Below are 26,235 nucleotides of genomic sequence, written 5' to 3' on the forward strand. Positions count from 1 at the left end.
AGACGTTAGCGTTTTGTTTATAGTCACCTTGCCGAGCGGTGTCACCTTTTATGGGCACTTTCTGATGCATTTTTCGGCATTTCTTGTATTGATCTTTGGTCTAATCCATCTCGCCGCAGGTCCCGTCAGGCGATGACAGCTTGTCTTTTCCCCAGGGCCTGTGTTGTGTGCTGGAAGCGAGTCGCTACCCTTTTCCTGTTCTGATCGAGACCCAAAGGCGCCCTATGCGTTTGAGCCGCTACTTCCTCCCCATTCTCCGCGAGACGCCGAAGGAGGCGGAGATCGTCTCCCATCGTCTGATGTTGCGCGCTGGCATGATCCGCCAGGAAGCGGCGGGAATCTATGCCTGGCTGCCGCTCGGGTTGAAGGTGCTGAACAAGGTCAATGCCATCGTCCGGGAGGAGCAGAACCGATCTGGTGCCATCGAACTTCTCATGCCCACGATCCAGTCGGCTGACCTCTGGCGGGAATCAGGCCGGTACGACGCCTACGGCAAGGAGATGCTGCGCATCCAGGACCGGCACGAGCGCGAGATGCTCTTCGGCCCGACCAATGAGGAGATGATCACGGAGATCTTCCGGGGCTATGTGCGCTCCTACAAGGATCTGCCGCTGAACCTTTATCACATCCAGTGGAAGTTCCGTGACGAGGTACGCCCGCGCTTCGGCGTCATGCGCTCGCGCGAGTTCCTGATGAAGGATGCCTATTCCTTCGATCTGGATCAGGCAGGCGCCGTGCATTCTTATAACAAGATGTTCGTGGCTTACCTTCGGACCTTCGCCAGGATGGGATTGAAGGCGATCCCGATGCGTGCCGATACGGGCCCCATCGGCGGAAATCTCAGCCACGAATTCATCATCCTGGCCTCGACTGGCGAAAGCGAGGTTTTCTGCCACGCGGACTACCTGAATTTCGACCTTCCGCCGGCCGACACGAATTTCGACGATATTCCTGGTCTGCAGAGCACTGTCGACAAGTGGACTTCGCTCTATGCGGCCACGTCCGAAATGCACGACGCAGCGGCTTTCGACGCGGTTTCGGAGGACAAGAAGATGTCCGCCCGCGGCATCGAGGTCGGCCACATCTTCTATTTCGGCACCAAGTATTCCGAGCCCATGGGCGCGAAGGTCATGGGACCTGACGGGCAGGAGAAGCCAGTTCATATGGGCTCCTACGGAATCGGCCCGAGCCGTCTGATCGCTGCCATCATCGAGGCGAGCCACGACGAGAACGGCATCGTCTGGCCGGAAGCGGTTGCTCCCTTCGACGTGGCGATCCTCAATCTGAAGACAGGTGATGCGGCGACCGATGCCGCCTCGGAGCGTCTCTATCGCGAGTTGGGCGCCGCCGGACGCGACGTGCTCTATGACGATCGAGACGAGCGTCCGGGCGGCAAGTTCGCGACCGCCGATCTTATCGGAGTTCCGTGGCAGGTTCTGATCGGACCGAAAGGGCTTGCCGAGGGCAAGGTGGAGTTGAAGCATCGCGCCACCGGAGAGCGTGAGCATCTCGCGCTCGAGGATGTGATCGCCCGCCTCACAACGCATAGATAAGCTGTCATGGCCAAGGACAGAGAAGCCAAGACGGCGCCAGCCGGGACGACGAAACCCTTCTCGCTCTTCGAGTGGATGCTCGCCGGGCGCTACCTGCGCACGCGGCGGCGGGAAGGCTTCGTCTCGGTCATTGCCGGCTTCTCCTTCCTCGGCATCATGCTCGGCGTCGCCACGTTGATCGTGGTTCTCTCGGTCATGAACGGCTTCCGCAAGGAGTTGCTCGACAAGATCGTCGGCATCAATGGCCACATCTTCGTGGCGCCGCTCGAGAGTCCGCTCACCGATTACCCGGAGGTTGCGGCGCGCATCGCGGCGGTGCCGGGGGTCAAGCGTGCCATTCCCCTCGTCGAGGGACAGGCCTTCGGCTCCTCGCAGTACAACGGCAGCGGCGTCTTGGTGCGCGGCATCCGCCCGGAGGATCTGCGGAAGATTGAGCATATCGCCGGCAGTCTGCGTCAGGGCACGCTCGAGAATTTCGAGGAAGGCGAGGGGGTTGCCATCGGTCGGCGTCTGGCCGATGCCCTCTCGCTCCAGGCTGGCGATACCTTCACACTCATCACGCCGAGGGGAGCCTCGACACCCTTCGGCACCGCACCTCGGGTCAAGGGCTACCCGGTCAAGGCGATCTTCGAGATCGGCATGTCGGAATTCGACTCGACCTTCGTCTTCATGCCGCTGACCGAGGCGCAGAACTACTTCAATCGGCAGAACGATGTGCAGCTCATCGAGGTCTATCTCGATAACGCCGACAAGGTGGACGAGGCCCGCGTCGCCATCGACGAGGCGGCGGGCCGCCCGATCTTGATGACCGATTGGCGCCAGCGCAACCGAACGTTCTTCGGTGCGCTCGAGGTCGAGCGGAACGTGATGTTCCTGATTCTCACGCTCATTGTGCTGGTGGCTGCGCTCAACATCATCTCCGGCCTCATCATGCTTGTGAAGGACAAGTCGGAGGACATCGCAATCCTGCGCACCATGGGGGCGACGCGGGGCGCCATCATGCGGGTCTTCCTGATCACCGGCGCGTCGATCGGCATCGTGGGAACGATTGCGGGCTTCGGCCTCGGGCTGCTGCTCGCGCTCAATGTCGAAACCATCCGCGATGTCATCTCACGATTGACGAACACCAATCTCTTCCCGGCGGAGCTCTATTTCCTGAGCCGTCTGCCGGCAGAGGTGAATCCGACCGAAGTGGCGACTATCCTCATCATGGCGATGGTGTTGTCGCTGCTGGCGACCCTCTATCCTTCCTGGAGGGCCGCAAAGCTCGATCCGGTCGAAGCGTTGCGTTACGGATAAGTATGTCGCCAGCCCAGTCACAACCCGCCCTGTATCTCGCCAAGGTCGAGCGCCGTTATCCGCAAGGCGACAGCTTTCTGGAGGTGCTGCGCGGCGCCGATCTCGCGATCTGGCCTGGTGAGATCGTTGCTCTCATCGCGCCTTCAGGCACAGGCAAGTCGACTCTGCTTCATTTGGCGGGCCTGCTCGAAAAGCCCGATGGGGGCGAGGTCTTCGTCGGCGCGAAACAGACGGCCGCCATGAATGACCAGGAACGCACCCGCGTTCGGCGCGAGGAACTCGGCTTCGTCTACCAGTTTCATCACCTCCTGCCGGAGTTTTCAGCGCTTGAGAACGTGGTGATCCCGCAACTCATCCGCGGTCTGCCGAAGACGGAGGCTCAGGATCGTGGGACACAGCTTCTGACATTCCTGGGCTTGGGGAAGCGCCTCGATCACCGTCCCGGCGAACTGTCTGGCGGCGAGCAGCAGCGCGTCGCCATCGCCCGCGCCGTCGCCAATGCTCCACGCCTGCTCCTGGCCGACGAACCTACCGGCAATCTCGATCCCAATACGGCAGACCGCGTCTTCCAGACGCTTGTCGCCATCGTCCGCGCCTCGAAGCTCGCTGCCTTGATCGCCACGCACAACATGGATCTCGCAGCCCGGATGGACCGGCGCGTGACGATCCGCGATGGCCTGATCGTCCAGCTGCCGTAGCGCCTCAGCAGCATCGACTGACGCGATCAAAGCCGCCTCCGCGCCCTGGTAGCGGGTGCTCCCTTGCGCCTTAACGATCTGTTGACTCCGTCCGGAGGCTGGAGTCTGCACAGGCTTTACACAGAACATTCAATGAACAAGGATGAACATATTGGGAACACGGAGATCAAAACCATGCTTCGCTTCATCCTCGAAACCACCGCCGAAATCGCTTCCCTCGCAATGTTCGGGTCAGCCGTGGCAATCTGGGCTCTGGTCCTTTCTCCCATCGCTTGATACCGGGATCCACAACAACCCACCGGGATTCACAGGAACATAGTCCTTGAGATCGGAGGTTAGGCTTCCTTAGCAAAGAATCGTGCCACTATGCGTGCCGTTCGATGAGTAGAGTTTTATGGCGCGCATACTTCACGATATCGGTTTCATCCATCTGCATGTCCATTCCTCATACTCATTGCTTGAAGGGGCATTGAAGGTCGCGCAGCTGGCAAAACTCGCCGCCGCCGACAAGCAGCCGGCACTTGCTCTCACCGATACCAACAATCTCTTCGGCGCCCTCGAATTCTCCGAGAAACTCGCAGGCTCCGGTATCCAGCCCATCGCGGGTGTCCAACTCTCCGTGTGCTTCGAGGAGCCGGACCCGGTCGCCCGCGTGGCGCCGCAGCCGTCCGACATCGTGCTGCTCGCGCAGACGGAGGAGGGCTACCGCAACCTCATGCGTCTCGTGAGCCACGCCTATTTCGGCGTGCCTTTGGGGGAGGATCCGCGTGTGATGGCGCCGGTTTTGTCGGCCTATAGCGACGGGCTGATCGCTTTGACCGGCGGATTCTCGGGACCGCTCGATTGCGCCCTGCGCAACGGTGGACGTCAGGACTTGGCGCAAGCGCGGCTCGACATTCTCAAGAACGCCTTCGGCCGTCAGCTCTATGTGGAAATTCAGCGCCACGGCCTTGAAGATGAACGGCTGATCGAAGGAGAACTGCTCGCTCTGGCGGACCGCAACGGATTGCCCATCGTCGCGGCAAACGAGCCCTTCTTCTCGTCGGCGAAGGATTACGAAGCACACGATGCCCTTCTGGCCATCGCTGAAGGGCAGATTGTTTCCAATCCTGATCGGCGCCGCGTCTCGCCGGAGCATCATTTCAAGACGCGCCGGCAGATGATGGAGCTGTTCGCGGATCTGCCGGATGCGCTACAGGCCAGCGTCGAAATCGCCATGCGCTGCGCAACGCGCGTGAAAACCCACAAACCCATCCTGCCGAATTTCGGCACAGGCCCCGATGCCGCCTCTCTGGACGAAGGCGAGGAGTTGAAACGACAGGCGGAAGAGGGACTTGAAAGGCGTCTCGCCGCGCATGGGCCCGCACCGGGCCTGACCGAGCAGGACTACCGCGACCGCCTTGCCTACGAGATCAATATCATCCGGAACATGAAGTTTCCGGGTTACTTCCTGATCGTGGCCGACTTCATCAAGTGGGCGAAGGATCACAACATTCCGGTCGGTCCGGGCCGTGGCTCGGGTGCAGGTTCGCTTGTTGCTTACGCGCTCACCATCACCGATCTCGATCCACTGCGGTTCGCTTTGCTCTTCGAGCGCTTTCTTAATCCTGAACGTGTCTCGATGCCGGACTTTGACATCGACTTCTGCGTCGAGGGTCGCGAGCGCGTCATCGAATATGTGCAGCAGCGCTATGGCGAGGAGCAGGTCGCGCAAATCATCACCTTCGGTACGCTGCTCGCCCGCGGTGTGATGCGCGATGTCGGCCGCGTCCTTGAGATGCCTTACGGTCAGGTGGACAAGCTCACCAAACTCGTGCCGCAGAATCCGGCCAATCCGGTGACACTTGCGCAAGCCATCGAGGGCGAGCCGAAATTGCAGGCGGCCATCGATGAGGAGCCGGTCGTCAAGCGCATGCTCGGCATCGCGCAGAAACTCGAAGGCCTTCATCGGCACGCCTCGACCCATGCCGCCGGCGTCGTGATCGGCGACCGTCCGCTTCAGGAACTGGTCCCGCTCTACCGAGACCCGAAGACCGGCATGCGCGTGACCCAGTTCAACATGAAATGGGTCGAGCAGGCAGGCCTCGTGAAGTTCGACTTCCTGGGTCTCAAGACGCTCACCGTCCTGCGTACCGCTGTCGACCTCATCCGGCGAAAAGGGATCGAGGTCGATCTCTCGGCCCTGCCGCTCGACGACCGCAAGACCTACGAGATGCTCCAGCGCGGAGAGACGGTCGGCGTGTTCCAGGTGGAATCGGCGGGCATGCGCAAAGCGCTCGTCGAGATGGAAACCGACCGTTTCGAGGACATCATCGCTCTCGTGGCGCTCTATCGCCCGGGCCCGATGGCGAACATTCCGGTCTATTGCGCGCGCAAGCTTGGTAAGGACGAGCACAACAAGAAGGATTGGTACCCGCACGACAAGCTGGAGCCGATCCTGCGCGAGACCTTCGGCATCATCGTCTACCAGGAGCAGGTGATGGAGGTGGCGAAAGTCCTCTCCGGATACTCGCTCGGCGACGCGGACCTTTTGCGTCGCGCCATGGGTAAGAAGATCAAGGCCGAGATGGACGCCCAGCGTGAGCGCTTCGTCTCAGGTGCCACCAAAGGCGGTCTCGACAAGGCGAAGGCGAACGAGATCTTCGACCTTCTCGCCAAGTTCGCGGATTACGGCTTCAACAAGAGCCACGCGGCGGCCTATGCGCTGGTTGCCTTCCAGACTGCCTATCTCAAGGCTAATTATCCGGTCGAGTTCCTGGCCGCGTCGATGACGCTCGATCTCGACAACACCGACAAGCTATCCGAATTCCGCCGTGAGGCCCAGCGCCTCGATTTCAAGGTGATCCCGCCCTCGATCAACCGCTCGCGCGTGGTCTTTGACGTGGAGTATGATGCGGACGGCAAAGGCCAGATTCTCTACGCGCTCGCTGCTGTCAAAGGCGTCGGACGCCAGGCCATCGAGAGCGTGGTCGAGGCGAGGGGTGACAAGCCTTTCAAGGATCTTGCGGACTTCGCCCGGCGGATCAATCCGCGCATGCTCAATAAGCGCACGTTGGAAAACCTGACCGCTGCCGGCGCCTTCGACGAATTGGAGCCGGATCGAGCCAAGGCCTGCGCCTCAATCGACGCCATGATGAGCCTTGCCCAGCAATCGCATGAGGCAGCCAATGGCGGCATGATCGACATGTTCGGCGGGGTCGCCTCGGCGGATGTGCAACTGCGCATCGGGCCTTATGAGCCCTGGCCTACCGCGGAAAGGCTGCAGCGGGAATTCGATGCCGTCGGCTTCTTCCTCTCGGGCCATCCGCTCGATGAATATGGCGATCTTCTCAAGAAGCTGCGGGTACAGACCTGGGTCGAATTCTGCCGCTCGGTGAAAGCCGGCAATTCCGTGGGGCGGGTTGCCGCCACGATCCTGGATCGTCAGGAACGCCGGACCAAGACCGGCAACAAGATGGGCATCCTCACCCTGTCGGATCAGACCGGGCAGTTCGAAGCCATCATCTTCTCCGAGGGACTCCAACGTCTGCGCGATGTCCTGGAGCCCGGATCGGCCGTGGTCCTGATGCTGCAGGCCGGCGTCGAGGGCGAAGAGGTGAGGGCGCGCATCGGGATGGCCGAGCCCCTGGAGGAGGCTGTCGCCAAGCACCAGAAGGGCATGCGGATCTTCCTGCGCGACGAACGCCCGATCACGAGCGTCTTCGAGCGGCTGAAGGTACGAGGCGAGGGTGAAGTCTCCCTCGTGCTCATCCTCGACGACGGCGACCGAGAGGTCGAGGTCAAGCTGCCCGGCAAGTACATGGCCAGCCCCCAGATCGCCGGAGCGCTCCGTGCCGTGCCGGGTGTCGTGGACGTGCACATGAACTGAGCCGGTCAGGGCGGCTTATGCTACGGCATGAGCCACTAACTCATCGGTGAGGTTATGGATGAGCGTCTTCCTGATATCCGCATAACAGTCGAGCCTGATCCTGACACCTTCGCGGCGGAGATCGAGACACGCCTTCTCGATTCCTTGAAGCAGAATGTTCCGGCGAGCGATTATGCTCCTTTCGGAGTTCTCGCCCGGTATAGTGAAGGCACGATCCTAGGCGGGCTCATCGGAGGAACGTCCTATGGATGGCTGCTGATCAAATATCTCTGGGTTGCGGAGGACCTCCGCTGCCAGGGCCTCGGTGCCAGAATCATGCGATTGGCCGAAGAGGAGGTCTTGAGCCGAGGCTGCCATGGGGCTTGGCTGGATACCTCCAGCCAGCGCGCCCGAAACTTCTACGCGAAGCTTGGCTATGATATTTTCGGAACGCTGGAGAACAGGGAGGGGGAGAAGCCTCAAGGCCATGCCCACTCCTTTCTCTACAAGCGATTTCCGGTCACGGATAAGCCGATTGAGGCCTCCTCCCAGGGCTGACATCCTTTGGCTTGCATTCCAGCGACTTTACCCCTATATGCGCGCCTATCCCACACGCGGAATCCACCTCATAAGCCTATGAGGTATCCCGGTGGCCGGCTGGACCGGTCCACTGTTCCGCGGAGGCTTAACCGGAGAATAAACTATGGCGCTTCCCGATTTTTCGATGCGCAGCCTGCTTGAGGCTGGCGCGCACTTTGGACACCAGTCCCACCGTTGGAACCCGAAGATGGGTCAGTACATCTTCGGCACCCGCAACAACATTCACATCATCGACCTCGCGCAGACGGTTCCGATGCTGCACCGCGCCCTTCAGGCCGTCAGCGACACGGTTGCCAAGGGCGGCCGCGTGCTCTTCGTCGGCACCAAGCGTCAGGCTTCCGATGCGGTTGCCGATGCGGCCAAGCGCTCGGCTCAGTATTACGTCAACTCCCGCTGGCTCGGCGGCATGCTGACGAACTGGAAGACGATCTCCGGCTCGATCTCGCGTCTGCGCAAGGTCGACGAGATCCTTTCCGGCGGCGGCCAGGGCCTCACGAAGAAAGAGCGCCTGATGCTCGCTCGTGAGAAGGAGAAGCTCGAGCGCGCTCTTGGCGGCATCAAGGACATGGGCGGCACGCCCGACCTGATCTTCGTCATCGACACCAACAAGGAGCAACTGGCGATCCAGGAGGCCAAGCGCCTCGGCATCCCGGTGGCTGCCATCGTCGACACGAACTGCGATCCGGACGGCATCACCTTCCCGGTCCCAGCCAATGACGACGCTGGCCGTGCGATTTCGCTCTACTGCGATCTGGTTGCCCGCGCAGCTCTCGATGGCATCTCCCGTGGCGCGGGCGCCATGGGCATCGACATCGGCGAATCCGAGAACCCGATGGCCGAGGAGCTCCCGGCGAACGATACGGCTGTCGCCGCCTATGAAGGCGAGCAGTTCGAGCGTCTGGCTGCCCCACGTGGCGCTCCCGACGATCTGACCAAGCTGAACGGCGTCGGCCCGCAACTCGAGAAGAAGCTGAACGAGGCTGGCATCTTCCACTACTGGCAGCTGGCCGCCATGCAGCCGGGCGATACCGCCCAGCTCGACAAGGATCTGAAGCTGAATGGCCGCCTCGAGCGCGATGGCTGGATCAATCAGGCCCGCTCGATGATCGAAGCGGCTGCTGCGTAAGCCTTACGGTGGCGCAACATGCAGCGCCGCTTGAACGAATGATCGAGCCCGGCGTTCCACGAGCGCCGGGCTCCCTCTATGCGTGAACCTTTGAAAGGAAAAGCCATGGCGAACATTACCGCTGCGATGGTGAAAGAGCTGCGCGAGACGACCAGCGCCGGCATGATGGACTGCAAGGTTGCCCTCGCTGAGACCAATGGCGACATGGAAGCCGCGATCGACTGGCTCCGCAAGAAGGGCCTGTCGAAGGCTGCCAAGAAGGCCGGCCGCGTGGCGGCCGAGGGCCTTGTTGCCGTCGAGTCCTCCGGTCACACCGCCACGATCCTCGAAGTCAACTCCGAGACGGACTTCGTCGCCCGTAACGACCAGTTCCAGGCTTTCGTGCGCGAAGCCGCCAAGATCGGTCTGATGGGCAACGGCACCGTCGAGTCGCTCGAAGCTGCCCACTTCCCTGGTTCGCAGACGACCGTGAGGGACCGCCTGCAGGAGCTCATCGCTACCATCGGCGAGAACATGACCCTGCGCCGGATCGCGAAGCTCGAAGTGCCCAAGGGCGTGATCGCGTCCTACGTCCATAACGCGGTGACCGATGGTCTCGGCAAGATCGGCGTCCTGGTGGCGCTCGAGTCCGAGGGCGATGTGACCGTTCTCGGCACGCTCGGCCGCCAGATCGCCATGCACGTGGCTGCCACCAGCCCGGTCGCCCTCGATGCGTCCGGCGTGGATCAGGCGACCGTCGAGCGCGAGAGCGCCATCCTGCGCGACAAGAACGCCGGAAAGCCGGATCATGTCATGCAGAAGATCATCGAAAGCGGCCTGAAGAGCTACTTCAAGGAGGTCACCCTCCTGGAGCAGCCTTTCGTTCACGATCCTTCGAAGACCGTGACCCAGGTCCTCAAGGAAGCCGAGTCCAAGGCCGGCAAGCCGGTGACCCTCAAGGCCTTCGTCCGCTTTGCCCTCGGCGAGGGTATCGAGAAGGAAGAGGCTCCCGACTTCGCGGCGGAAGTGGCCGCCCAGGCCGGTCTCAAGGCCTAAATCGAACCCAGGCAAACGGCGGCTGAAGAGCCGCCGTTTTCATGAGAGGTTTCGAAAAGAAAGGTCTGACGATGGCAACGTTCCGGCGCATCCTGGTGAAGCTTTCGGGTGAGGCCTTGATGGCTCCCGATGGGTACTGGCTCGACTCTCAGATCCTGTCCTCTCTGGCAGCCGACCTGGCTCAGGCCACCCGCGCCGGATTCGAGATCGCCGTCGTCATCGGTGGCGGCAACATCATCCGCGGGGCCCGCATGAGCGCTGCCGGCTGGATCGACCGCCCCACCGCCGATTCTATGGGCATGCTCGGCACCGTGATGAACTCGCTCGCCATCGAGACGGCCCTGAACGCGGCCGGCGTTCCGGCGCGCACCATGTCGGCAGTCTCCATGCCGACGATCTGCGAGACTTATGCCCGTCAGCCGGCTCTGCACCACCTCGACAAGGGGCAGGTGGTGGTTCTGGCCGGAGGCACCGGCAATCCCTTCTTCACCACCGACACCGCGGCCGTCCTTCGCGCCGCCGAACTGCGCTGCGATGCGGTCCTGAAGGCGACCCAGGTCGATGGCGTCTACTCGGCGGATCCGAAAAAGGACCCTCATGCAATCCGATTCGACCGCCTGACCCATGACGAGGCTATCGCCAGGGATCTGAAGGTCATGGATACGGCGGCGTTTGCCCTGGCTCGCGAGAGCAGGCTCTCGATCGTCGTGGGCTCGGTGCACGCTCCCAGCTCGGTGACCGCTCTTCTTCAGGGGAAAGTGCCCTCCACGGTCGTTGCCCCTTGATCCAAGGGCCTTGATGCTGGACCCTGGGAAGCGTAAGCCCGTTTAAATAGTTCGCGTAAGGACAGAATCTGATGGCCACGACCTTTGATCTCGCCGATGTGAAGCGCCGCATGCAGGGCGCCATCAACGCTTTCAAGAACGACCTGGCTAGCCTGCGGACCGGGCGCGCCTCGCCGAATCTGCTGGACCCCATTCAGGTCGATGCCTATGGCTCCCTGATGCCGATCTCGCAGGTTGCCACCGTCAATGTGCCGGAGCCGCGCCTGCTGAGCGTCCAGGTGTGGGACCGGGGCATGGTATCCGCCGTGGAGAAGGCGATCCGGGAATCGGACCTCGGCCTCAATCCGCAGACCGAGGGCCAGGTGATCCGCCTGCGCATCCCCGAGATGAACGAGCAGCGCCGCAAGGAGATGGTGAAGGTGGCGCATAAATATTCCGAGGAGGCGCGTGTCGCGGTTCGGCACGTCCGCCGCGACGGTCTCGATCTCCTCAAGAAACTTGAGAAGGATAGCGCGATCAGCGAGGATGATGGCAAGCGTCATGCTGATCAGGTTCAGAAGGCCACCGACCAGTTCGTAGCCGAGATCGACAGCCTTCTCGCGACCAAGGAAAAGGAAATCATGCACGTCTGATCGTCAGGCGTGCATCGGGACGGAAATATGAGCGGCGAAGCCAAAAGGTCGGCCCCAAGCTTTGCCTGCAAGGAAGCAGGCGAGGGGATGCCGACCCATGTTGCCATCATCATGGATGGGAACGGCCGTTGGGCCGCTCAGAGAGGGCTGCCCCGCTTCGAAGGGCACCGGCGCGGGGTCGAGGCCATTCGCCGTGCCGTGCGAACGGCAGGCGATCTCGGAATTCGATACCTGACGGTCTACAGTTTCTCGGCTGAAAACTGGCGCCGCCCGGCTCAGGAAGTGTCCGACCTCATGGGGCTGCTCAAGCGTTTCGTGCGCCACGATCTTGCCGAGCTTCATGCCAATAATATCCGGGTCCGGATCATCGGCGAGCGCGAAGGCTTGGCCTCTGACATCCGGTTGCTGCTGGACGAGGCGGAGCAGCTCACCCGGGGCAACACCGGTCTGACTCTGGTCATTGCCTTCAATTATGGCGGGCGCCAGGAGATCGTCAGCGCCATGCGAGCTCTTGCGCGCAGGGTGCAGGAGGGGACGCTCGATCCGGCCGACATCGATATGGATACGGTGGGAGCGGCCCTCGATACTCATGGCATTCCAGATCCGGATCTGGTGATCCGGACTTCGGGCGAGCAGCGGGTATCGAATTTCCTCACTTGGCAGACGGCCTATGCCGAGTTCGTTTTCCTGCCCTGCTTCTGGCCGGATTTCGACGAGGCGACTTTCAGGTCCGCCGTTGACGAATACTGCAGGCGCGATCGCCGTTTCGGTGGTTTGAGCGTCAGGGCAGGCTGACAATGGTCGCAGACCAGGGTTCATCCTTGCCGTCCAGCCCTAAATCAGCCTCATCCAAGGAACTGACGAGACGGATTTTGTCCGCCGTGGTCATGATCGCCTTGGCACTTGTGATGGCCTATTGGGGCGGATGGCCTTTTGCCCTGTTCTGGCTGGCAGCCGGTATCGCCATCATGGTGGAATGGACCGATATGACTGGCATTGAGCCGCGCCGGCTGGTGCAGGCGATCCTGGGCTCCGGCCTTGCCATTCTGACGCTGCTTTTTCTGGCCGATGCAAGCTTTGGCTTGGGCGCGGCGGCCGGTCTCGCCTTTCTCGCGGCCGGCGTCCTCGCCACGAAGGGGGCATCGAACAAGAAATGGGCTACTTCGAGCTTTCTCTATGCGTCGCTGATCGTTCTCGTTCCGCCGATCGTGCGCGACCATCTCGAACTCGGCATCCTAGGGCTGCTTTGGATGTTCGCCGTGGTTTGGGCAACGGATATCGCGGCCTATTTTACGGGCCGCACCTTCGGCGGTCCTAAGCTTTGTCCCTCCATCAGCCCGAAGAAGACCTGGTCCGGGTTCATCGGGGGCGTCGTCGCAGGGGCCTTGGGTGGGGTATTGGTCGCCTGGGCCGGGGAGAAATATGGGTTGAGCCTGCCATTCGGTCTTCTCGGTACAGCTATTATCTCCGTCATCGCTTCCGTCGCGAGCCAGATCGGAGATCTCGGCGAGTCGGCTCTCAAGCGCCATTGCAACGTCAAGGATTCGAGCCATCTCATCCCAGGGCATGGTGGCGTGATGGATCGCCTGGATGGCTTCTGGGCCGTATGCCTCATCGTTGCGGCCGTTCTTCTGACCATTCATTTCACCGCATAGGCATTGATGACCCGTTCTCTCACGATTCTTGGAGCCACCGGATCGATCGGCCGCTCGACGGCCGATGTCGTTCTGGCTCACCGAGATGAGTTTCGTGTCGAAGCTGTCGTTGGTGGGCGCGATGCCACGGCTCTGGCGAAAGTCGCCCGGCGACTTGGAGCCAAGTTCGCGGCTCTGGCCGATGAGCGTGAGGGCGAGGCGTTAAAGCAGGCCTTGTCCGGAACCGGGATTGGGAACGGCGCGGGCCACTCTGCTGTTCTCGAGGCTGTTGAGCATGATGCTGACACCGTGCTTGCCGCAATCAGCGGGACCGCCGGATTGGCTCCGACCCATGCGGCCCTGAAGCCCGGCAGGCGGATTGCCCTTGCCAACAAGGAAAGCCTTGTTTGTGCCGGCAGCGCTTTCATGGCCGATGCCCGCCGTCTCGGCGTCGAGATCATGCCAGTGGATTCCGAGCATAACGCTCTGGATCATGCTCTCGCGGCAGGCCTCAACAGGGATGTGGAAAAGGCGGTGATAACCGCATCCGGTGGTCCCTTCCGCACCTGGGCCCGGGAACGCATAGCAAAAGCCAATACCAAGGAGGCCTCGGCTCATCCAGTCTGGTCCATGGGATCGAAGATCAACATCGACTCGGCCACTTTGATGAACAAGGGGCTCGAGCTGATCGAGGCCCATCACCTGTTCGACCTCGAGGTGGAACGTCTCGATGTGCTGGTTCATCCGGAGGCGATCGTCCATGGACTCGTTCAGTGGAGCGATGGCGCCGTAACGTCCGGTCTCGCCCTGCCGGATATGAAGGTTCCGATCGCCAATGCCCTGCGAAATCAGGGGCGCCTTAAGATGAATCTACCCCGTCTCGATCTCGCCGCGATTGGCCGATTAAGCTTCGAGCGACCTGACGAGGAGCGGTTCCCGTGCCTATCTCTGGCCAAGGCAGTGCTCAAGGCCGGAGGGGCTATGCCTACGATCCTGAATGCGGCCAATGAGATTGCTGTCGAGGCCTTTATGGCAGACCGGATTAAGTTTTACGATATTTCAGAGTTAGTTGAGAGCATTTGCTCGACTTTCTCGGGAAGAAACAATCCGGCGCCTGCAACCGTAGCGGATGCCCTTGGCATCGATCATGAGGCCCGACAGGCGGCACGGCGACTCATTCCGGTCTATGCTGAAGCGACGCGGCTCTAAAGAGCGCGAAAGGGACAACGATGGACTTTCTCACAACGATCAGTGGTGCAACAGGCTCCCTGTTCTTGACCCTGATCTCCTTCCTTGTGGTTCTCACGGTCGTCGTGTTCATCCACGAGTTCGGCCATTTTTGGGTTGGACGGCTCTGCGGGGTCGGTGTGACGGCCTTTTCCGTCGGCTTCGGGCGCGAACTGATCGGCTGGACCGACAGGAAAGGAACCCGCTGGAAGATCTCTGCGATTCCCCTCGGCGGTTACGTTAAATTCGTCGGAGATCTCAACGCCGCGAGCGTTCCAGACCACGATCAGCTCGATCGTATGCCGTTAGATCAGCGGGCGATCAGTTTTCCCCACCAGAATGTGGCCAAGCGTGCCGCTATTGTCGCTGCGGGTCCCATCGCCAATTTCATCCTGGCCATCGCGATCTTCGCGGGCTTCAACTACTTCAACGGGCGACAGGTTCTCGAGCCGCGGATCGAGGCGGTCCAACCTGGCAGCGCGGCCGAGAAGGCGGGCTTTCAGTCTAAGGACCTGATTCTGACGGTTGACGGCCGCCAGATCCAGACTTTCGCCGACATGCAGCTCATCGTGAGCTCCAGCGCCGGTGAACCCCTGAATTTCACAGTCGAGCGCAACGGCCAAGCTGTTGCCCTTACGGCAACGCCGAACTTCGTCGAGAGGACCAGCCCCTTCGGCAAGCAGCGCATCGGGCTTCTTGGGGTCGAAGCATCGAGGGACCCGTCTGCGATCAAGCGTCTGACCTATACCCCTTGGGGAGCCGTCAAGGCCGCCGTGGTCGAAACCTGGAACCTCGTCGACCGGACCCTCAACTTCATCCGGCGCTTGGTGATGGGCTGGGAATCGGCCGATCAGCTCTCAGGTCCCATCGGAATTGCCCGGGCCTCGGGGACTGCTTTCGACGTTGGAGGGGTCTATAGCCTGGTCAGTCTAATCGGTTTCATGTCGGTCTCGATCGGTCTCATTAACCTTTTTCCCATTCCGTTGCTGGATGGCGGCCATCTTCTGTTCTATGCCATTGAGGCGGTTCGCGGGCACCCCTTGAGCGAGAAAGCCCAGGAAATCGGCTTTAGAATCGGATTTGCCCTGGTGGCGATGCTCATGCTTTTCGCCACTTGGAATGATCTTGTTCACCTTGGCACCAGTTTTCTGGATCAGGGATCGTGACAAGGACGCCACGCTATTTAAAAATTGGTACTCTGTTGTGGATGTGCCGTTTGCAATAGCGGCGAAAGTTTGTACAAGCGGACCACACAGATAAGGTTGGGGGCACTCGTCTCCAACCTGCGGGGCCTTCCTCGCTAGGGACAGAATATAAAGAACGGGCCAGTTGATGATGTCGACGACCACTCCTCGCCGGAAAAAGCCGGCCACGACCGCCATTGTCGCGATCAGCGCGCTGATGGCCGGGATTACTGCCGCGGAGAGCGCCTTCGCGCAGCAGGTAGTCCCGGGGAATCGCCGCGCTTCGGCTGCACAGGGCCCCGTCGTCAACCGGGTGGTGATCGAAGGTAACAAGAGGGTTGAGAAGGCCCTGATCGAGGATCAGCTACAGGCTCGGGCCCGTGCGCCTTACAACCAAGCTGCCGTGGATGCCGACGTCCAGCGAATCCTCGAGGTCTATCGCCGCTCGGGTCGCGGTCTTGCCCAGGTGACCCCCCGTCTGGTCGATCTGCCCAACGGCACGGTCGACGTGGTCTACACCATCAACGAGGGTGACAAGACCGGCGTCGAGGAAATCCGCTTCGTTGGAAACAATCAGGTTTCGTCCAGCCGCCTGCGTGGCATCATGCAGACCACCGAGACGAATCTCCTGAGTTTCCTCAAGAGCACCGACGTTTATGATCCGGACCGGCTCTCGAACGATCTGGACCTCATCCGCCGGTACTACCTGAAGAACGGCTATGCCGACTACCGTCTCGTCTCCAGTGACGTTCAGTTCGACCCGAACGAAGGCGGCTACGTCATCACCATCACCGTGGACGAGGGTGAGCAGTACCGGTTCGGCAGCGTGAGCGTCGATCCCCGTCTCGGCGGCGTCGATGCGGAGGCTATCCGCAGGGGAATCACGACCTCGGAAGGTTCGATCTACAACGCCGAAGCCGTCGAGAAGTCGGTTCAGGCGCTGACTAGCAATGTCGGGCGCCAGGGCAATCCGTTCGCTCAGGTGCGTCCGGTCGGCACGCGCGATCCTTCGACCCGCACGGTCAACCTCGCCTATGTGGTCGAGGAAGGGCCTCGGATCTACATCGAGCGCATCAACGTGCGCGGCAACAGCCGTACCCGCGACTACGTGATCCGTCGCGAGTTCGAACTCGGCGAGGGCGATGCCTACAATCAGGTGCTCGTCGACCGCGCCGAGCGTCGCCTGAACAACCTCGGGTATTTCAAGCGCGTCCGTATCTCCAACGAGCCCGGTTCGTCGGCCGACCGCGTGGTCGTGAACGTGGATGTGGAAGATCAGTCCACCGGTTCGTTCGCCATCTCGGGCGGCTACTCGACGGCCGATGGCTTCATCGGTGAAGTCTCCGTAACCGAAACCAACTTCCTCGGCCGCGGCCAGTTCGTCCGTCTTGCCGGCCAGCTCGGCCAGCGAGCTCACGGCGTCGACTTCTCGTTCACGGAGCCGTACTTCCTCGGCTACCGGATGTCGGCCGGTATCGATCTGTTCTCGAAGTTCAGCGACCAGACCCGGTATTCCCGTTACGAGAACCGCATGACCGGCGGTACGCTGCGCCTCGGCCTTCCGATGACGGAAGAGTTCACGATCACCGCACGTTACTCGCTCTATCAGCAGTCGCTGGATATCCCGAACGACACCGATCAGCCCTTCAACGACTGCTCGGCTCCGATCCCGGGCTACACGCAGCTGAACGCCAATGGGACCCCGAACCGCCAGTTTTGTGAAGGCAACGGTGAAGCTTCCTTGGCAATCAAGGAATCGCAGGGCGATACCATTACCTCGCTGGCAGGCCTGACATTCAACTACAACACGCTCGACAGCGTCCGTGAGCCGCGTAATGGCTTCTATGCTGAAGTGAAGACGGACTTCGCTGGTCTCGGCGGCGACTCCCGCTACTTCCGTGTGACAGGCGACGCTCGCTACTACCGCGAGTTCTTTGAGGACGTGGTCGGTATCGCTCGTCTCCAGGGCGGTCACATCATGGGCTTCAACGGCGGCGACGATGATGGCAATAACGGCGATCTGCGCATCGTCGACCACTTCTTCATGGGGCCGTCTCTGGTCCGCGGCTTCGCGCCGAACGGCATTGGCCCACGCGATATCTCGAGCCTCGACAGCCGTGCCAACGCCATCGGCGGCACCACCTATTTCGGCGGTACGCTTGAAGTGCAGTTCCCGATCTGGGGTCTGCCACGTGAGCTGGGCCTGAAGGGCGCTGTCTTCGCCGATGCCGGTACGTTGTTTGGCTACGAAGGTCCGACAACCTTTAACGGGAGCGGCAGCATTCTAGACCCCGTCAACGGCTGCGCGCAGGTTAATAACGAGCCGCAGAACTGCATCGAGGTTCTCGACAGCGAGAAGATCCGCTCCTCCGTCGGCGCCTCCATCTTGTGGACCTCGCCGCTGGGTCCGATCCGTTTCGACTACGCATTTGCGCTCTCAAAGGAAGAGGGCGTTTGGAGAGATGGAACTCGGGTCGGCGCCGACCGCACTCAGGCCTTCCGCTTCTCCGGCGGAACACGCTTCTAATCGGGGAGGGCGCCGGTGGGCGCCCTCACTTATTATTCATGACAGAATCCAATTTTTTTCCGCAAAGCCGGACGCTGAATCTGCGTCAGGTGGCGGAGATGGCAAATGCGACTCTCCGCGACGGCACCGACGGGGAGTTTTTGCTTAGGGGCGTCGCTCCTCTGGAAAGTGCAGGCCCGGGCGATCTCGCCTATATGGACAACCCGGCCTATGTGGGCGCCTTGGCCGCAACGCGGGCTGGGGCTTGTCTTGTGACGCCGCGCTACGCCGCGAAGGTGCCTTCCCAGACTGTCGCCATCGTGACGCCGCAGGCTTATCGCGTATTCGCGCAGGTGCTTGGGATCCTGTTCCCCTCTGCAATGCGCCCGGAATCGTCCTTTGCGTCGACGGGAACCTCGCCCGGCTCCTTCGTTCATCCGTCTGCGCGGCTGGAGCACGGGGTCCGGGTCGATCCGGGAGCCGTCATTGGTCCTCACGCTGAGATCGGCTCGGGAACACTGATCGGGGCACATTCCGTGATCGGCCCGCAGGTGAAGATCGGGCGCGACTGCTCCATCTCGGCCAATGTGACCGTGTCTCACGCCTTCCTCGGCAACCGGGTCATTCTTCATCCGGGCGTGCGCATCGGGCAGGACGGCTTCGGCTTTGCGATGGGGCCGCAGGGGCACCTCAAGGTGCCGCAGGTCGGCCGAGTCATCATTCAGGACGACGTGGAAATCGGCGCCAATACGACCGTGGACCGGGGTGCCAGCCGCGATACCGTGATCGGCGAGGGTACGAAGATCGATAACCTCGTCCAGATTGCCCATAACGTGGTGATCGGGCGCCATTGCGTAATTGTCGCGCAGGTCGGCATCGCCGGCTCCACGACGATCGAGGATTATGTGGCTCTCGGCGGACAGGTCGCCGTGAAGGGCCATGTGAGGATCGGCATGGGCGCTCAGATTGCGGCGACCAGCGGCGTCAACGGGGATGTTCCCCCCGGCGCCCGCTGGGGCGGCATTCCCGCTCGTCCCATGCGCGAATGGTTCCGTGAGATCACGGCTCTGAAAAAGCTTGCATCCCAGGGCGATTCCGCCAAAGACGACGATGCGTCTTCATAATGTTCGTTGAAGGCATCCACTACCGCCTGGAGTTCACGTCATGTCCGAAGCGCCCACCACGCTTCAAACCGCCGATATCATGGAGATCCTGGAGCTGCTACCGCACCGGTATCCCTTCCTGCTGGTCGACAAGATCATCGAGATCGACGGCGACAATTCGTGCATCGGCATCAAGAACGTCACCTTCAATGAGCCACAATTCACGGGCCATTTTCCCTCCCGCCCAATCTTTCCGGGAGTTTTCCTGATTGAGGCGATGGCTCAGACGGCCGGCGCCATCTGCGTCAAGGCGAAGATTGCACAGCAGGCCAAGCCGAAGCAGGTATTTTTCATGACGATTGACAAGGTGAAGTTCCGCAAGCCTGTGGAGCCTGGCGACAGGGTCGAGTTCCACATGCGTAAGCTGAACAATCGCCGCAACATGTGGTGGTACAAGGGCGAGGCAAAGGTCGACGGCACGCTCGTCTGCGAAGCCGAAGTCAGTGCCATGCTGGTACTCGAATAATGGAAACTGTGATTCATCCGACCGCCATCATCGAGGATGGCGCGAAGATCGGCCCGGGTGTGAAAATCGGTCCCTTCTGCACCGTCGGTCCCGAGGTCGCGTTGGGCGAGGGTTGTCAGCTCATGAGCCATGTGGCTCTGGCCGGGCGGACGACGGTCGGCCCTCGGACGCGCATCTTTCCCTTCGCCTCCATCGGCCATATCCCGCAGGACTTGAAATACAAGGGCGAGGCCTCGACGCTTGAGATCGGCGCTGATTGCATGATCCGCGAAGGCGTGACCATGAACCCCGGTACCGAAGGCGGTGGTCTGCGCACGGTCATCGGTGACCGCTGCGCCTTCCTGGCCAACTCCCATGTCGGTCACGACACCAAGGTCGGCAACGACTGCATTCTCTCGAACAACGTGATGCTAGCAGGCCATGTCACGGTGGGCGACTTCGTCATCTTCGGCGGCGGTTCTGCCGTCATCCAGTTCGCCCGCGTCGGCTCCCACGCTTTCGTAGGGGGCATGTCGGGCCTGGAGAACGATCTCATTCCCTATGGCATGGCCATGGGCAACCGGGCGCATCTGGCGGGCCTCAATATCATCGGTCTGCGCCGCCGCGGCTTCACCCGTGAGCAGATCCACGACATCCGCCGCGCCTATCGCCTGCTGTTCGCGGATGAAGGCACCCTGTCCGAGCGGGTCGAGGACGTGGCCGGCGAGTTCGACGATCACCCCTTCGTGCACGAGATCCTCGACTTCATCCGTGAGGGCAAGGAGCGCGCGATCTGCACGCCGCGGGACCCCGTCAATTCGGTCGCCTGATGCCCGCAGGCCCAATCGCGGTTCTCGCCGGGGCCGGGCAGCTTCCCATCCAACTCGTGAACCATCTCGAGCGGACGGGACAGGAGGTGCGTGTACTGGCATTCCGCGGCTTTGCCGAAGTCGAACTACAGTGCCGCGCTGATGCCACCGTCGATCTTCTCGACCTCAAGACCATCATGAGCACCTTGGAGGGATGGCGGCCGCAGGCCGTCTCCCTCGTCGGCGCCGTGCGCCGTCCCGGCTTTTCCGCGCTTCTCAGCGCCTATTCACTGTTGCGAAACATGCACGAAGTGAAGGAGGTGATCACCCGCGGGGACGATCAGGTGCTGCGCGGGGCCGTGATGCTGCTTGAGGAGCGGGGGCACCGGGTCGTCGGCGCCCATGAGCTTGCTCCCGATCTCGTTGCCTCCCAATCCTTGATCGGGAAGCTGACACCCAATGCGGATGACTGCGAGACGATCGGGTTCGGCCTCGATCTCCTCAAGTCTCTCTCCGACTTCGATATCGGCCAAGGCGCGGTCATTGCGCGCCGGCATGTCCTTGCGATCGAGGGGCCGGAGGGCACCGACCGGATGATGCGGCGGGTGATGAAAATGCGCCAGTCCTGGTTCGGCCTTCGTCGGCGGGAGGAGGGCGGGGTGCTGATCAAGGCTGCAAAACGCGGCCAGGATCTCAGGGTCGACATGCCGACCATTGGGCCCCGCACCGTTATGGAGGCGGCCAAGGCAGGGCTTTCCGGGATCGCCATCGGCGCAGGCTCCACCTTCGTGCTGGAACAGGAGAAAACCCTGCGCACAGCTGACCGTCTCGGCCTGTTTCTCATCGCCGTCGACCTGCCCTGGATGGAGAGTTCCCGTGGCTGAGGACAAGCCTCTGACGATCTGGATCGTATCGGGTGAGGAATCGGGCGATCAGCTCGGTGCGAAACTGATGCGATCCCTGAAGGCAAGGTTCGGAGGCGAGCGCCTGCGCTTCGGCGGTGTTGGCGGGCATGCCATGGGGAAGGAAGGGCTGAAAAGCCTGTTTCCTCTCGAGGAAATCGCCGTCATGGGTTTTTCCGCAGTCATCGCGCGGCTGCCCTCGATTTTGAAGCGCATCCGGTTCACTGCCGATGCGGCTGTTGCGGCAAACCCGGACATGCTCATCATCATCGACAGCCCGGACTTCACGCACCGGGTTGCCAAGGCAGTCCGGCAACGGGCGCCTCAAATCCCTATCATCGATTATGTCAGCCCCTCGGTTTGGGCCTGGCGACCCGGCCGCGCGTCGAAGATGCGGGCTTACGTGGATCACCTGTTGGCGCTGCTGCCCTTCGAGCCTGCCGCCCACAGGCGTCTGGGCGGTCCACCAACTACCTATGTCGGTCACCCGCTGATCGAGCGTCTCGCGGAGATCAGGCCCGCGCCTAGTGAGCGGGGGAGTGCTGATCCCGGGCCCATCGAATTGCTGGTTCTGCCGGGCAGCCGTCGCTTGGAGGTAAGCCGCCTCATGGAGCCCTTCGGTGAGGCTCTAACGCTCCTGAGGAAGCGTTCGCCACGTCCCTTCGAGGTCACGATCCCGGCGGTCCCGCACCTCGCCCAGGAGATCAGGAAGCGAGCGGAATCCTGGAGCGTGAAACCGAGAATCGTCGAGGGAGAAGCCGCCAAATGGGCTGCTTTTCGCAAAGCGGATATGGCGCTCGCGGCCTCCGGCACCGTGACTCTGGAACTCGGGCTCTCTGGCGTGCCGATGGTTGTCGCCTACCGGGTCTCGAAAATCGAGGAGGTGCTGAAATATCTCATCAAGGCCCCCTCCATCGTGCTGACCAACTTGGTGCTTGGCGAAAACGTCATTCCTGAGCTGATCCAATGGGATTGCACACCTGAAAAGCTCGTCGATGCGCTCCTTCCGCTCCTCAGCGACAGCCCTGAACGACGAAAACAGATCGAAGCCTTCAGCAAGCTCGATGAAATCATGAAGATCGGCAATGAGGATCCAAGCGAGCGGGCGGCGAGAATCGTGGAAGAAGTGCTGACCTGCAGAGGAAAAGCATAGGCGGCTCTCCCGCGTCTCATCCCCGACAGCCCTGGGCCGGGAAAGGAACCACCAACAGACTCAGCGCTATGGATGCCCTTCTTCTCCGCTGACGCTCGGGCCGGGAGTGACACGCATTCAATAAGCAGCACCAATGAAAAAGGGGCCTTTCGGCCCCTTTCCAATTCCAGCGTTTCCGATTGTCTCACCCGCGTTGGGCGACCGTGACGTAGTCGCGCTCCGGCGAGCCGGTATAGAGCTGGCGCGGGCGGCCGATGCGCTGGGACGGATCCTCGATCATCTCGCTCCACTGGGCGATCCAGCCGACCGTGCGGGCCAGCGCGAACAACACCGTGAACATGGAGGTGGGGAAGCCCATCGCCTTGAGGGTGATGCCCGAATAGAAGTCGATGTTCGGGTAAAGCTTCTTCTCGACGAAGTACTCGTCCTTGAGCGCGATCTGCTCGAGTTCCACGGCCACGTCGAGGAGCGGGTCGTCCTTGATGCCGAGTTCGTTGAGCACCTCGTGGGTGGTCTTCTGCATGATGCGCGCGCGCGGGTCGTAGTTCTTGTAGACCCGGTGACCGAAGCCCATGAGGCGGAACGGATCGTTCTTGTCCTTCGCCTTGGCGATGTATTCGGGAATGCGATCCGGCGTGCCGATCTCTTCGAGCATCTTCAGAGCCGCCTCGTTGGCGCCGCCATGGGCGGGACCCCACAGGCAGGCGATGCCGGCCGCAATGCAGGCGAAAGGATTGGCGCCCGACGAGCCGGCGAGGCGCACGGTCGACGTGGAGGCATTCTGCTCGTGATCGGCGTGCAGGATGAAGATCCGGTCCAGCGCACGCGAGAGCACCGGATTGACCTTGTATTCCTCAGCCGGAACCGCAAAGCACATGCGCAGGAAGTTGGAGGTGTAGTCCAGCTCGTTCTGCGGATACACGAAGGGCTGGCCGATCGAGTACTTGTAGGCCATGGCAGCCAGCGTCGGCATCTTCGCGATCATGCGCATGGACGCAATCATGCGCTGATGAGGATCCGAGATGTCGGTGGAGTCGTGATAAAAGGCCGACAGGGCGCCCACGCAGGCGACCATGATCGCCATCGGGTGCGCATCGCGACGGAAGCCGGTGAAGAACCGGTTCATCTGGTCGTGCACCATCGTGTGGCGCGTGACGCGATAGTCGAAATCGGCCTTCTGGGCGGCGGTCGGCAACTCTCCGTAGAGCAGCAGATAGCAGGTCTCAAGGAAGTCGCCGTGCTCGGCGAGCTGATCGATCGGATAGCCACGATAAAGCAGAATGCCCTTGTCGCCGTCGATATAGGTGATCTTCGACTCGGTGGCCGCCGTCGAGGTGAAGCCGGGATCGTAGGTGAACATCCCGGTCTGACCGTAGAGCTTCGAGATGTCGATGACGCTCGGGCCGATGGTGCCATCTTTGACCGGCAGTTCCACGGACTTGTTGTCGACGGTGACTGTGCTGGAGTTGGAACTCATGCGTCATGGCCCTTTCAAAAAGGAGGCCGGGCAGAACCTAGAGCAACCTGTGAAACGGAGAAGGTCTCCGGGGCTGCCGAACCGAGGTTTGCCGGTCGGTCGGTAGGATAATGGCGCCTTCGGTAGCTTATCCGTGGGGACGGAGCAAGCAGGTCTAAAGGCGAGATGCGCCTGCTATGCAGCAGGCGCATCTTTGGTTTGGTCCCTCAAGCGCAACAGGGTTTCGTCTTTGCCGAGGACAGCCATGACGTCGAAGAGTCCGGGCGAGGTCGCCCGCCCCGTCAAGGCTGCTCTCAGGGGCTGTGCCACCTGACCGAGCTTCGCTCCGATTGCTTCAGCGTGCTCACGCACGACAGCCTCCACGCTCTGGGCCGACCAGTCGGAAAGGGCTTCGAGCTTCTCGGCAACACCGACGAGGCGCGAACGGCCGTCCGCCAGCAGGCTTGCCGCCTTCTCGTCGAGATGCAGCGGACGCTGGGCATAGAGGTAGTAGGCGCTGTCGAGCAGCTCCACGAGGGTTTTCGCACGCTCCTTCAGGCCGGGCATGGCGGCGATCAGCTTCTGGCGCAGAGCCGGCTTGAGGGTCCGTCCCAGATGGTGCTCATCCTTGTCCAGCTCCGGCAGCAGATCCTCGAGCGCCTGCACCAGCTGCTCGTCATCGGCTTGGCGCATGTAATGCCCATTGAGGTTTTCGAGCTTGGCGAAATCGAAGCGCGCTGGCGAACGACCAATGCTGCCGAGATCGAAGGCGTCGATCATCTCCTGGGTGGAGAAGATTTCCTGATCGCCGTGACTCCAGCCGAGGCGCACGAGATAATTGCGCAGGGCCTCAGGCAGGTAGCCCATGCTGCGATAGGCCTCGACACCGAGCGCACCGTGACGCTTGGACAATTTGGCACCGTCAGGACCATGGATAAGCGGAATATGGGCCATCTTCGGCACACCCCAACCGAGCGCTTGATAGATCTGCGTCTGGCGTGCCGCGTTGGTGAGATGGTCGTCGCCACGGATGACATGGGTCACGTCCATATCATGATCATCCACCACGACCGCGAGCATGTAGGTGGGCGTCCCGTCCGAGCGCAGGAGGACGAGGTCGTCGAGATCCTTGTTCTGCCAGACGACGCGGCCTTGCACCTCGTCTTCGACGACCGTCTCGCCCTCCGTCGGGGCCTTGAGGCGAATGACAGGCTTTACGCCCTCCGGAGCCTCGGATGGATCCCGGTCGCGCCAGCGGCCGTCATAGCGCAAAGGGCGGCCCTCTTTGCGGGCGGTCTCGCGCATCTCTTCCAGCTCTTGCTGACTGGCATAGCAGTAATAGGCACGGCCTTTCGCCAGAAGGCTCTCGGCAACCTCGCGATGTCGGGCGGCGCGGGAGAACTGATAGACCACGTCCCTGTCCCAATCGAGGCCGAGCCACTTTATGCCATCGAGGATCGCGGCAATGGCGGCATCCGTGGAGCGTTCCCGGTCGGTATCCTCGATGCGCAACAGCATCTTGCCTCCATGCCGCTTGGCATAGAGCCAGTTAAACAGGGCCGTGCGTCCCCCTCCGATATGCAGGAAACCGGTGGGAGAGGGAGCGAAGCGGGTGACGACGGTCATCGCAGAAAACCTTGACTTGAAAACCTGGGGGCATGCGGCCTGTCTCATCCGCAAGCGTCATCCGACTCAATCCACAGGGCGGTTTGGGCCGGAGCGTGCGGTCGTCTAGCATGCAACCGCACCCGCGTTAAGCCGAAGCCACGATGGAAGACAACCACGAAAAGCCCCACCGGATCCCGCGCAGCTCTGCGCAGGTCGCGGCGCTGCCACGGTCCTGGGGCTCTCCTATCGAATGGAGCTTCCTCGACGGTCGCGGCTGGCTCCTGAAGAACATTGCTCGGGAGATCGAGCAGCGCCGGCTTTTCCCCTGGGTCGCGGTCCTCTTCGGGATCGGCATCATCCTGTTCTTCCAGGCCGATGGTCAGCCGGCCCTCTGGGCACCCGTTGGAGCCTTTGCACTTTTCGGTGCCGCCGCGATCGCCTTCCGCTGGAACTCTTATGTTCAAATGCAAGCGGCACGGCCACGACTGTTCATCCCGCCAATCATGGCTGGTCCCGCATCGTGGAGCTCATGCGCAATGTAGGAGACAGGGCCTCAAGACGACGGTTTGCAAA

22 protein-coding genes are annotated in these 26,235 nt (G+C 61.6%); 20 read left to right on the forward strand and 2 right to left on the reverse strand.

Features of this window, described 5'->3' with window-relative positions; genetic code table 11:
* Nucleotides 1-224: 224 nt before the first annotated feature.
* From proS to lpxB, 19 genes are all read left to right on the forward strand, one after another.
* Complete coding sequence (gene proS / locus FS320_RS03610; RefSeq protein ID WP_152709323.1) at nucleotides 225-1,553, forward strand: proline--tRNA ligase; 1,329 nt, start codon at nucleotides 225-227, stop codon at nucleotides 1,551-1,553.
* A gap of 6 nt (nucleotides 1,554-1,559) precedes the next feature.
* Nucleotides 1,560-2,852 (forward strand): lipoprotein-releasing ABC transporter permease subunit, encoded by a 1,293-nt coding sequence (locus tag FS320_RS03615; protein WP_152709326.1) that lies wholly within the window; start codon nucleotides 1,560-1,562, stop codon nucleotides 2,850-2,852.
* 2 nt (nucleotides 2,853-2,854) lie between these two features.
* On the forward strand, nucleotides 2,855-3,550 hold the full coding sequence (locus FS320_RS03620; RefSeq protein WP_152709330.1) for an ABC transporter ATP-binding protein: 696 nt from the start codon (nucleotides 2,855-2,857) through the stop codon (nucleotides 3,548-3,550).
* A 394-nt stretch (nucleotides 3,551-3,944) separates the two neighbouring features.
* Nucleotides 3,945-7,418 (forward strand): DNA polymerase III subunit alpha, encoded by a 3,474-nt coding sequence (dnaE, locus tag FS320_RS03625; protein WP_152709333.1) that lies wholly within the window; start codon nucleotides 3,945-3,947, stop codon nucleotides 7,416-7,418.
* 54 nt (nucleotides 7,419-7,472) lie between these two features.
* Nucleotides 7,473-7,955 carry a GNAT family N-acetyltransferase gene (locus FS320_RS03630; RefSeq protein WP_152709336.1) on the forward strand — a complete coding sequence of 161 codons (483 nt, stop codon included), beginning with the start codon at nucleotides 7,473-7,475 and terminating at the stop codon, nucleotides 7,953-7,955.
* A 145-nt stretch (nucleotides 7,956-8,100) separates the two neighbouring features.
* On the forward strand, nucleotides 8,101-9,123 hold the full coding sequence (locus FS320_RS03635) for a 30S ribosomal protein S2 (protein WP_152709339.1): 1,023 nt from the start codon (nucleotides 8,101-8,103) through the stop codon (nucleotides 9,121-9,123).
* Nucleotides 9,124-9,228: 105 nt separating this feature from the next.
* Entirely contained in the window at nucleotides 9,229-10,158 is a 930-nt protein-coding gene (gene tsf, locus FS320_RS03640; RefSeq protein ID WP_152709342.1) for a translation elongation factor Ts, read from the forward strand.
* Between the two features lie 71 nt (nucleotides 10,159-10,229).
* Nucleotides 10,230-10,943 carry a UMP kinase gene (pyrH, locus tag FS320_RS03645; RefSeq protein ID WP_420846697.1) on the forward strand — a complete coding sequence of 238 codons (714 nt, stop codon included), beginning with the start codon at nucleotides 10,230-10,232 and terminating at the stop codon, nucleotides 10,941-10,943.
* Nucleotides 10,944-11,014: 71 nt separating this feature from the next.
* Nucleotides 11,015-11,575, forward strand: coding sequence for a ribosome recycling factor (gene frr, locus FS320_RS03650; RefSeq protein WP_152709345.1), 561 nt, complete (start codon nucleotides 11,015-11,017; stop codon nucleotides 11,573-11,575).
* A gap of 27 nt (nucleotides 11,576-11,602) precedes the next feature.
* Nucleotides 11,603-12,370: an isoprenyl transferase gene (locus FS320_RS03655; RefSeq protein WP_152709349.1), complete on the forward strand. Its 768-nt coding sequence runs from the start codon at nucleotides 11,603-11,605 to the stop codon at nucleotides 12,368-12,370.
* Nucleotides 12,371-12,456: 86 nt separating this feature from the next.
* Nucleotides 12,457-13,230: a phosphatidate cytidylyltransferase gene (locus FS320_RS03660; protein ID WP_420846698.1), complete on the forward strand. Its 774-nt coding sequence runs from the start codon at nucleotides 12,457-12,459 to the stop codon at nucleotides 13,228-13,230.
* A 6-nt stretch (nucleotides 13,231-13,236) separates the two neighbouring features.
* Nucleotides 13,237-14,418 (forward strand): 1-deoxy-D-xylulose-5-phosphate reductoisomerase, encoded by a 1,182-nt coding sequence (gene dxr, locus FS320_RS03665; RefSeq protein WP_152709354.1) that lies wholly within the window; start codon nucleotides 13,237-13,239, stop codon nucleotides 14,416-14,418.
* A gap of 20 nt (nucleotides 14,419-14,438) precedes the next feature.
* The gene (rseP, locus tag FS320_RS03670; RefSeq protein WP_152709357.1) at nucleotides 14,439-15,602 is read left to right on the forward strand and encodes an RIP metalloprotease RseP; all 1,164 of its coding nucleotides are present in this window, start codon (nucleotides 14,439-14,441) and stop codon (nucleotides 15,600-15,602) included.
* Between the two features lie 166 nt (nucleotides 15,603-15,768).
* Nucleotides 15,769-18,147 carry an outer membrane protein assembly factor BamA gene (bamA, locus tag FS320_RS03675; RefSeq protein ID WP_152709360.1) on the forward strand — a complete coding sequence of 793 codons (2,379 nt, stop codon included), beginning with the start codon at nucleotides 15,769-15,771 and terminating at the stop codon, nucleotides 18,145-18,147.
* A 38-nt stretch (nucleotides 18,148-18,185) separates the two neighbouring features.
* Nucleotides 18,186-19,250, forward strand: a complete 1,065-nt coding sequence (gene lpxD / locus FS320_RS03680; RefSeq protein WP_152709363.1) for a UDP-3-O-(3-hydroxymyristoyl)glucosamine N-acyltransferase — start codon at nucleotides 18,186-18,188, stop codon at nucleotides 19,248-19,250.
* A 40-nt stretch (nucleotides 19,251-19,290) separates the two neighbouring features.
* Complete coding sequence (gene fabZ / locus FS320_RS03685) at nucleotides 19,291-19,755, forward strand: 3-hydroxyacyl-ACP dehydratase FabZ (RefSeq protein WP_152709366.1); 465 nt, start codon at nucleotides 19,291-19,293, stop codon at nucleotides 19,753-19,755.
* Nucleotides 19,755-20,564 (forward strand): acyl-ACP--UDP-N-acetylglucosamine O-acyltransferase, encoded by an 810-nt coding sequence (lpxA, locus tag FS320_RS03690; protein ID WP_152709369.1) that lies wholly within the window; start codon nucleotides 19,755-19,757, stop codon nucleotides 20,562-20,564. The genes fabZ and lpxA overlap by 1 nt, the downstream gene beginning before the upstream one ends.
* Entirely contained in the window at nucleotides 20,564-21,427 is an 864-nt protein-coding gene (locus tag FS320_RS03695) for an LpxI family protein (protein ID WP_152709372.1), read from the forward strand. The genes lpxA and FS320_RS03695 overlap by 1 nt, the downstream gene beginning before the upstream one ends.
* Nucleotides 21,420-22,598, forward strand: a complete 1,179-nt coding sequence (gene lpxB, locus FS320_RS03700; protein ID WP_162002785.1) for a lipid-A-disaccharide synthase — start codon at nucleotides 21,420-21,422, stop codon at nucleotides 22,596-22,598. The genes FS320_RS03695 and lpxB overlap by 8 nt, the downstream gene beginning before the upstream one ends.
* A 184-nt stretch (nucleotides 22,599-22,782) precedes the next feature.
* Here lpxB and gltA read toward each other — a convergent pair whose 3' ends face one another.
* Both gltA and gltX read right to left on the reverse strand, forming a co-directional pair.
* Nucleotides 22,783-24,075: a citrate synthase gene (gene gltA / locus FS320_RS03705; RefSeq protein WP_152709376.1), complete on the reverse strand. Its 1,293-nt coding sequence runs from the start codon at nucleotides 24,073-24,075 to the stop codon at nucleotides 22,783-22,785.
* Nucleotides 24,076-24,249: 174 nt separating this feature from the next.
* Complete coding sequence (gene gltX, locus FS320_RS03710; RefSeq protein WP_152709379.1) at nucleotides 24,250-25,680, reverse strand: glutamate--tRNA ligase; 1,431 nt, start codon at nucleotides 25,678-25,680, stop codon at nucleotides 24,250-24,252.
* Nucleotides 25,681-25,823: 143 nt separating this feature from the next.
* On the opposite strand from gltX, the gene FS320_RS03715 reads away from it, so the two are divergent.
* Nucleotides 25,824-26,204, forward strand: coding sequence for a hypothetical protein (locus FS320_RS03715; RefSeq protein WP_192926247.1), 381 nt, complete (start codon nucleotides 25,824-25,826; stop codon nucleotides 26,202-26,204).
* Nucleotides 26,205-26,235: the final 31 nt, after the last annotated feature.

This window comes from Microvirga tunisiensis, assembly GCF_009296175.1.
In the GTDB taxonomy this organism is placed as follows: domain Bacteria; phylum Pseudomonadota; class Alphaproteobacteria; order Rhizobiales; family Beijerinckiaceae; genus Microvirga; species Microvirga tunisiensis.

Bases quoted from the DNA above. Each gene is read 5' to 3' on its own strand.
- proS (WP_152709323.1), top strand. From the start codon at position 225: ATGCGTTTGAGCCGCTACTTCCTCCCCATTCTCCGCGAGACGCCGAAG.
- FS320_RS03635 (WP_152709339.1), top strand. From the start codon at position 8,101: ATGGCGCTTCCCGATTTTTCGATGCGCAGCCTGCTTGAGGCTGGCGCG.
- FS320_RS03615 (WP_152709326.1), top strand. From the start codon at position 1,560: ATGGCCAAGGACAGAGAAGCCAAGACGGCGCCAGCCGGGACGACGAAA.
- gltX (WP_152709379.1), bottom strand. From the start codon at position 25,680: ATGACCGTCGTCACCCGCTTCGCTCCCTCTCCCACCGGTTTCCTGCAT.
- bamA (WP_152709360.1), top strand. From the start codon at position 15,769: ATGATGTCGACGACCACTCCTCGCCGGAAAAAGCCGGCCACGACCGCC.
- frr (WP_152709345.1), top strand. From the start codon at position 11,015: ATGGCCACGACCTTTGATCTCGCCGATGTGAAGCGCCGCATGCAGGGC.
- FS320_RS03655 (WP_152709349.1), top strand. From the start codon at position 11,603: ATGAGCGGCGAAGCCAAAAGGTCGGCCCCAAGCTTTGCCTGCAAGGAA.
- FS320_RS03695 (WP_152709372.1), top strand. From the start codon at position 20,564: ATGCCCGCAGGCCCAATCGCGGTTCTCGCCGGGGCCGGGCAGCTTCCC.
- pyrH (WP_420846697.1), top strand. From the start codon at position 10,230: ATGGCAACGTTCCGGCGCATCCTGGTGAAGCTTTCGGGTGAGGCCTTG.
- FS320_RS03630 (WP_152709336.1), top strand. From the start codon at position 7,473: ATGGATGAGCGTCTTCCTGATATCCGCATAACAGTCGAGCCTGATCCT.
- FS320_RS03620 (WP_152709330.1), top strand. From the start codon at position 2,855: ATGTCGCCAGCCCAGTCACAACCCGCCCTGTATCTCGCCAAGGTCGAG.
- lpxA (WP_152709369.1), top strand. From the start codon at position 19,755: ATGGAAACTGTGATTCATCCGACCGCCATCATCGAGGATGGCGCGAAG.
- dnaE (WP_152709333.1), top strand. From the start codon at position 3,945: ATGGCGCGCATACTTCACGATATCGGTTTCATCCATCTGCATGTCCAT.
- gltA (WP_152709376.1), bottom strand. From the start codon at position 24,075: ATGAGTTCCAACTCCAGCACAGTCACCGTCGACAACAAGTCCGTGGAA.
- tsf (WP_152709342.1), top strand. From the start codon at position 9,229: ATGGCGAACATTACCGCTGCGATGGTGAAAGAGCTGCGCGAGACGACC.
- rseP (WP_152709357.1), top strand. From the start codon at position 14,439: ATGGACTTTCTCACAACGATCAGTGGTGCAACAGGCTCCCTGTTCTTG.
- lpxD (WP_152709363.1), top strand. From the start codon at position 18,186: ATGACAGAATCCAATTTTTTTCCGCAAAGCCGGACGCTGAATCTGCGT.
- FS320_RS03715 (WP_192926247.1), top strand. From the start codon at position 25,824: ATGGAAGACAACCACGAAAAGCCCCACCGGATCCCGCGCAGCTCTGCG.
- fabZ (WP_152709366.1), top strand. From the start codon at position 19,291: ATGTCCGAAGCGCCCACCACGCTTCAAACCGCCGATATCATGGAGATC.
- dxr (WP_152709354.1), top strand. From the start codon at position 13,237: ATGACCCGTTCTCTCACGATTCTTGGAGCCACCGGATCGATCGGCCGC.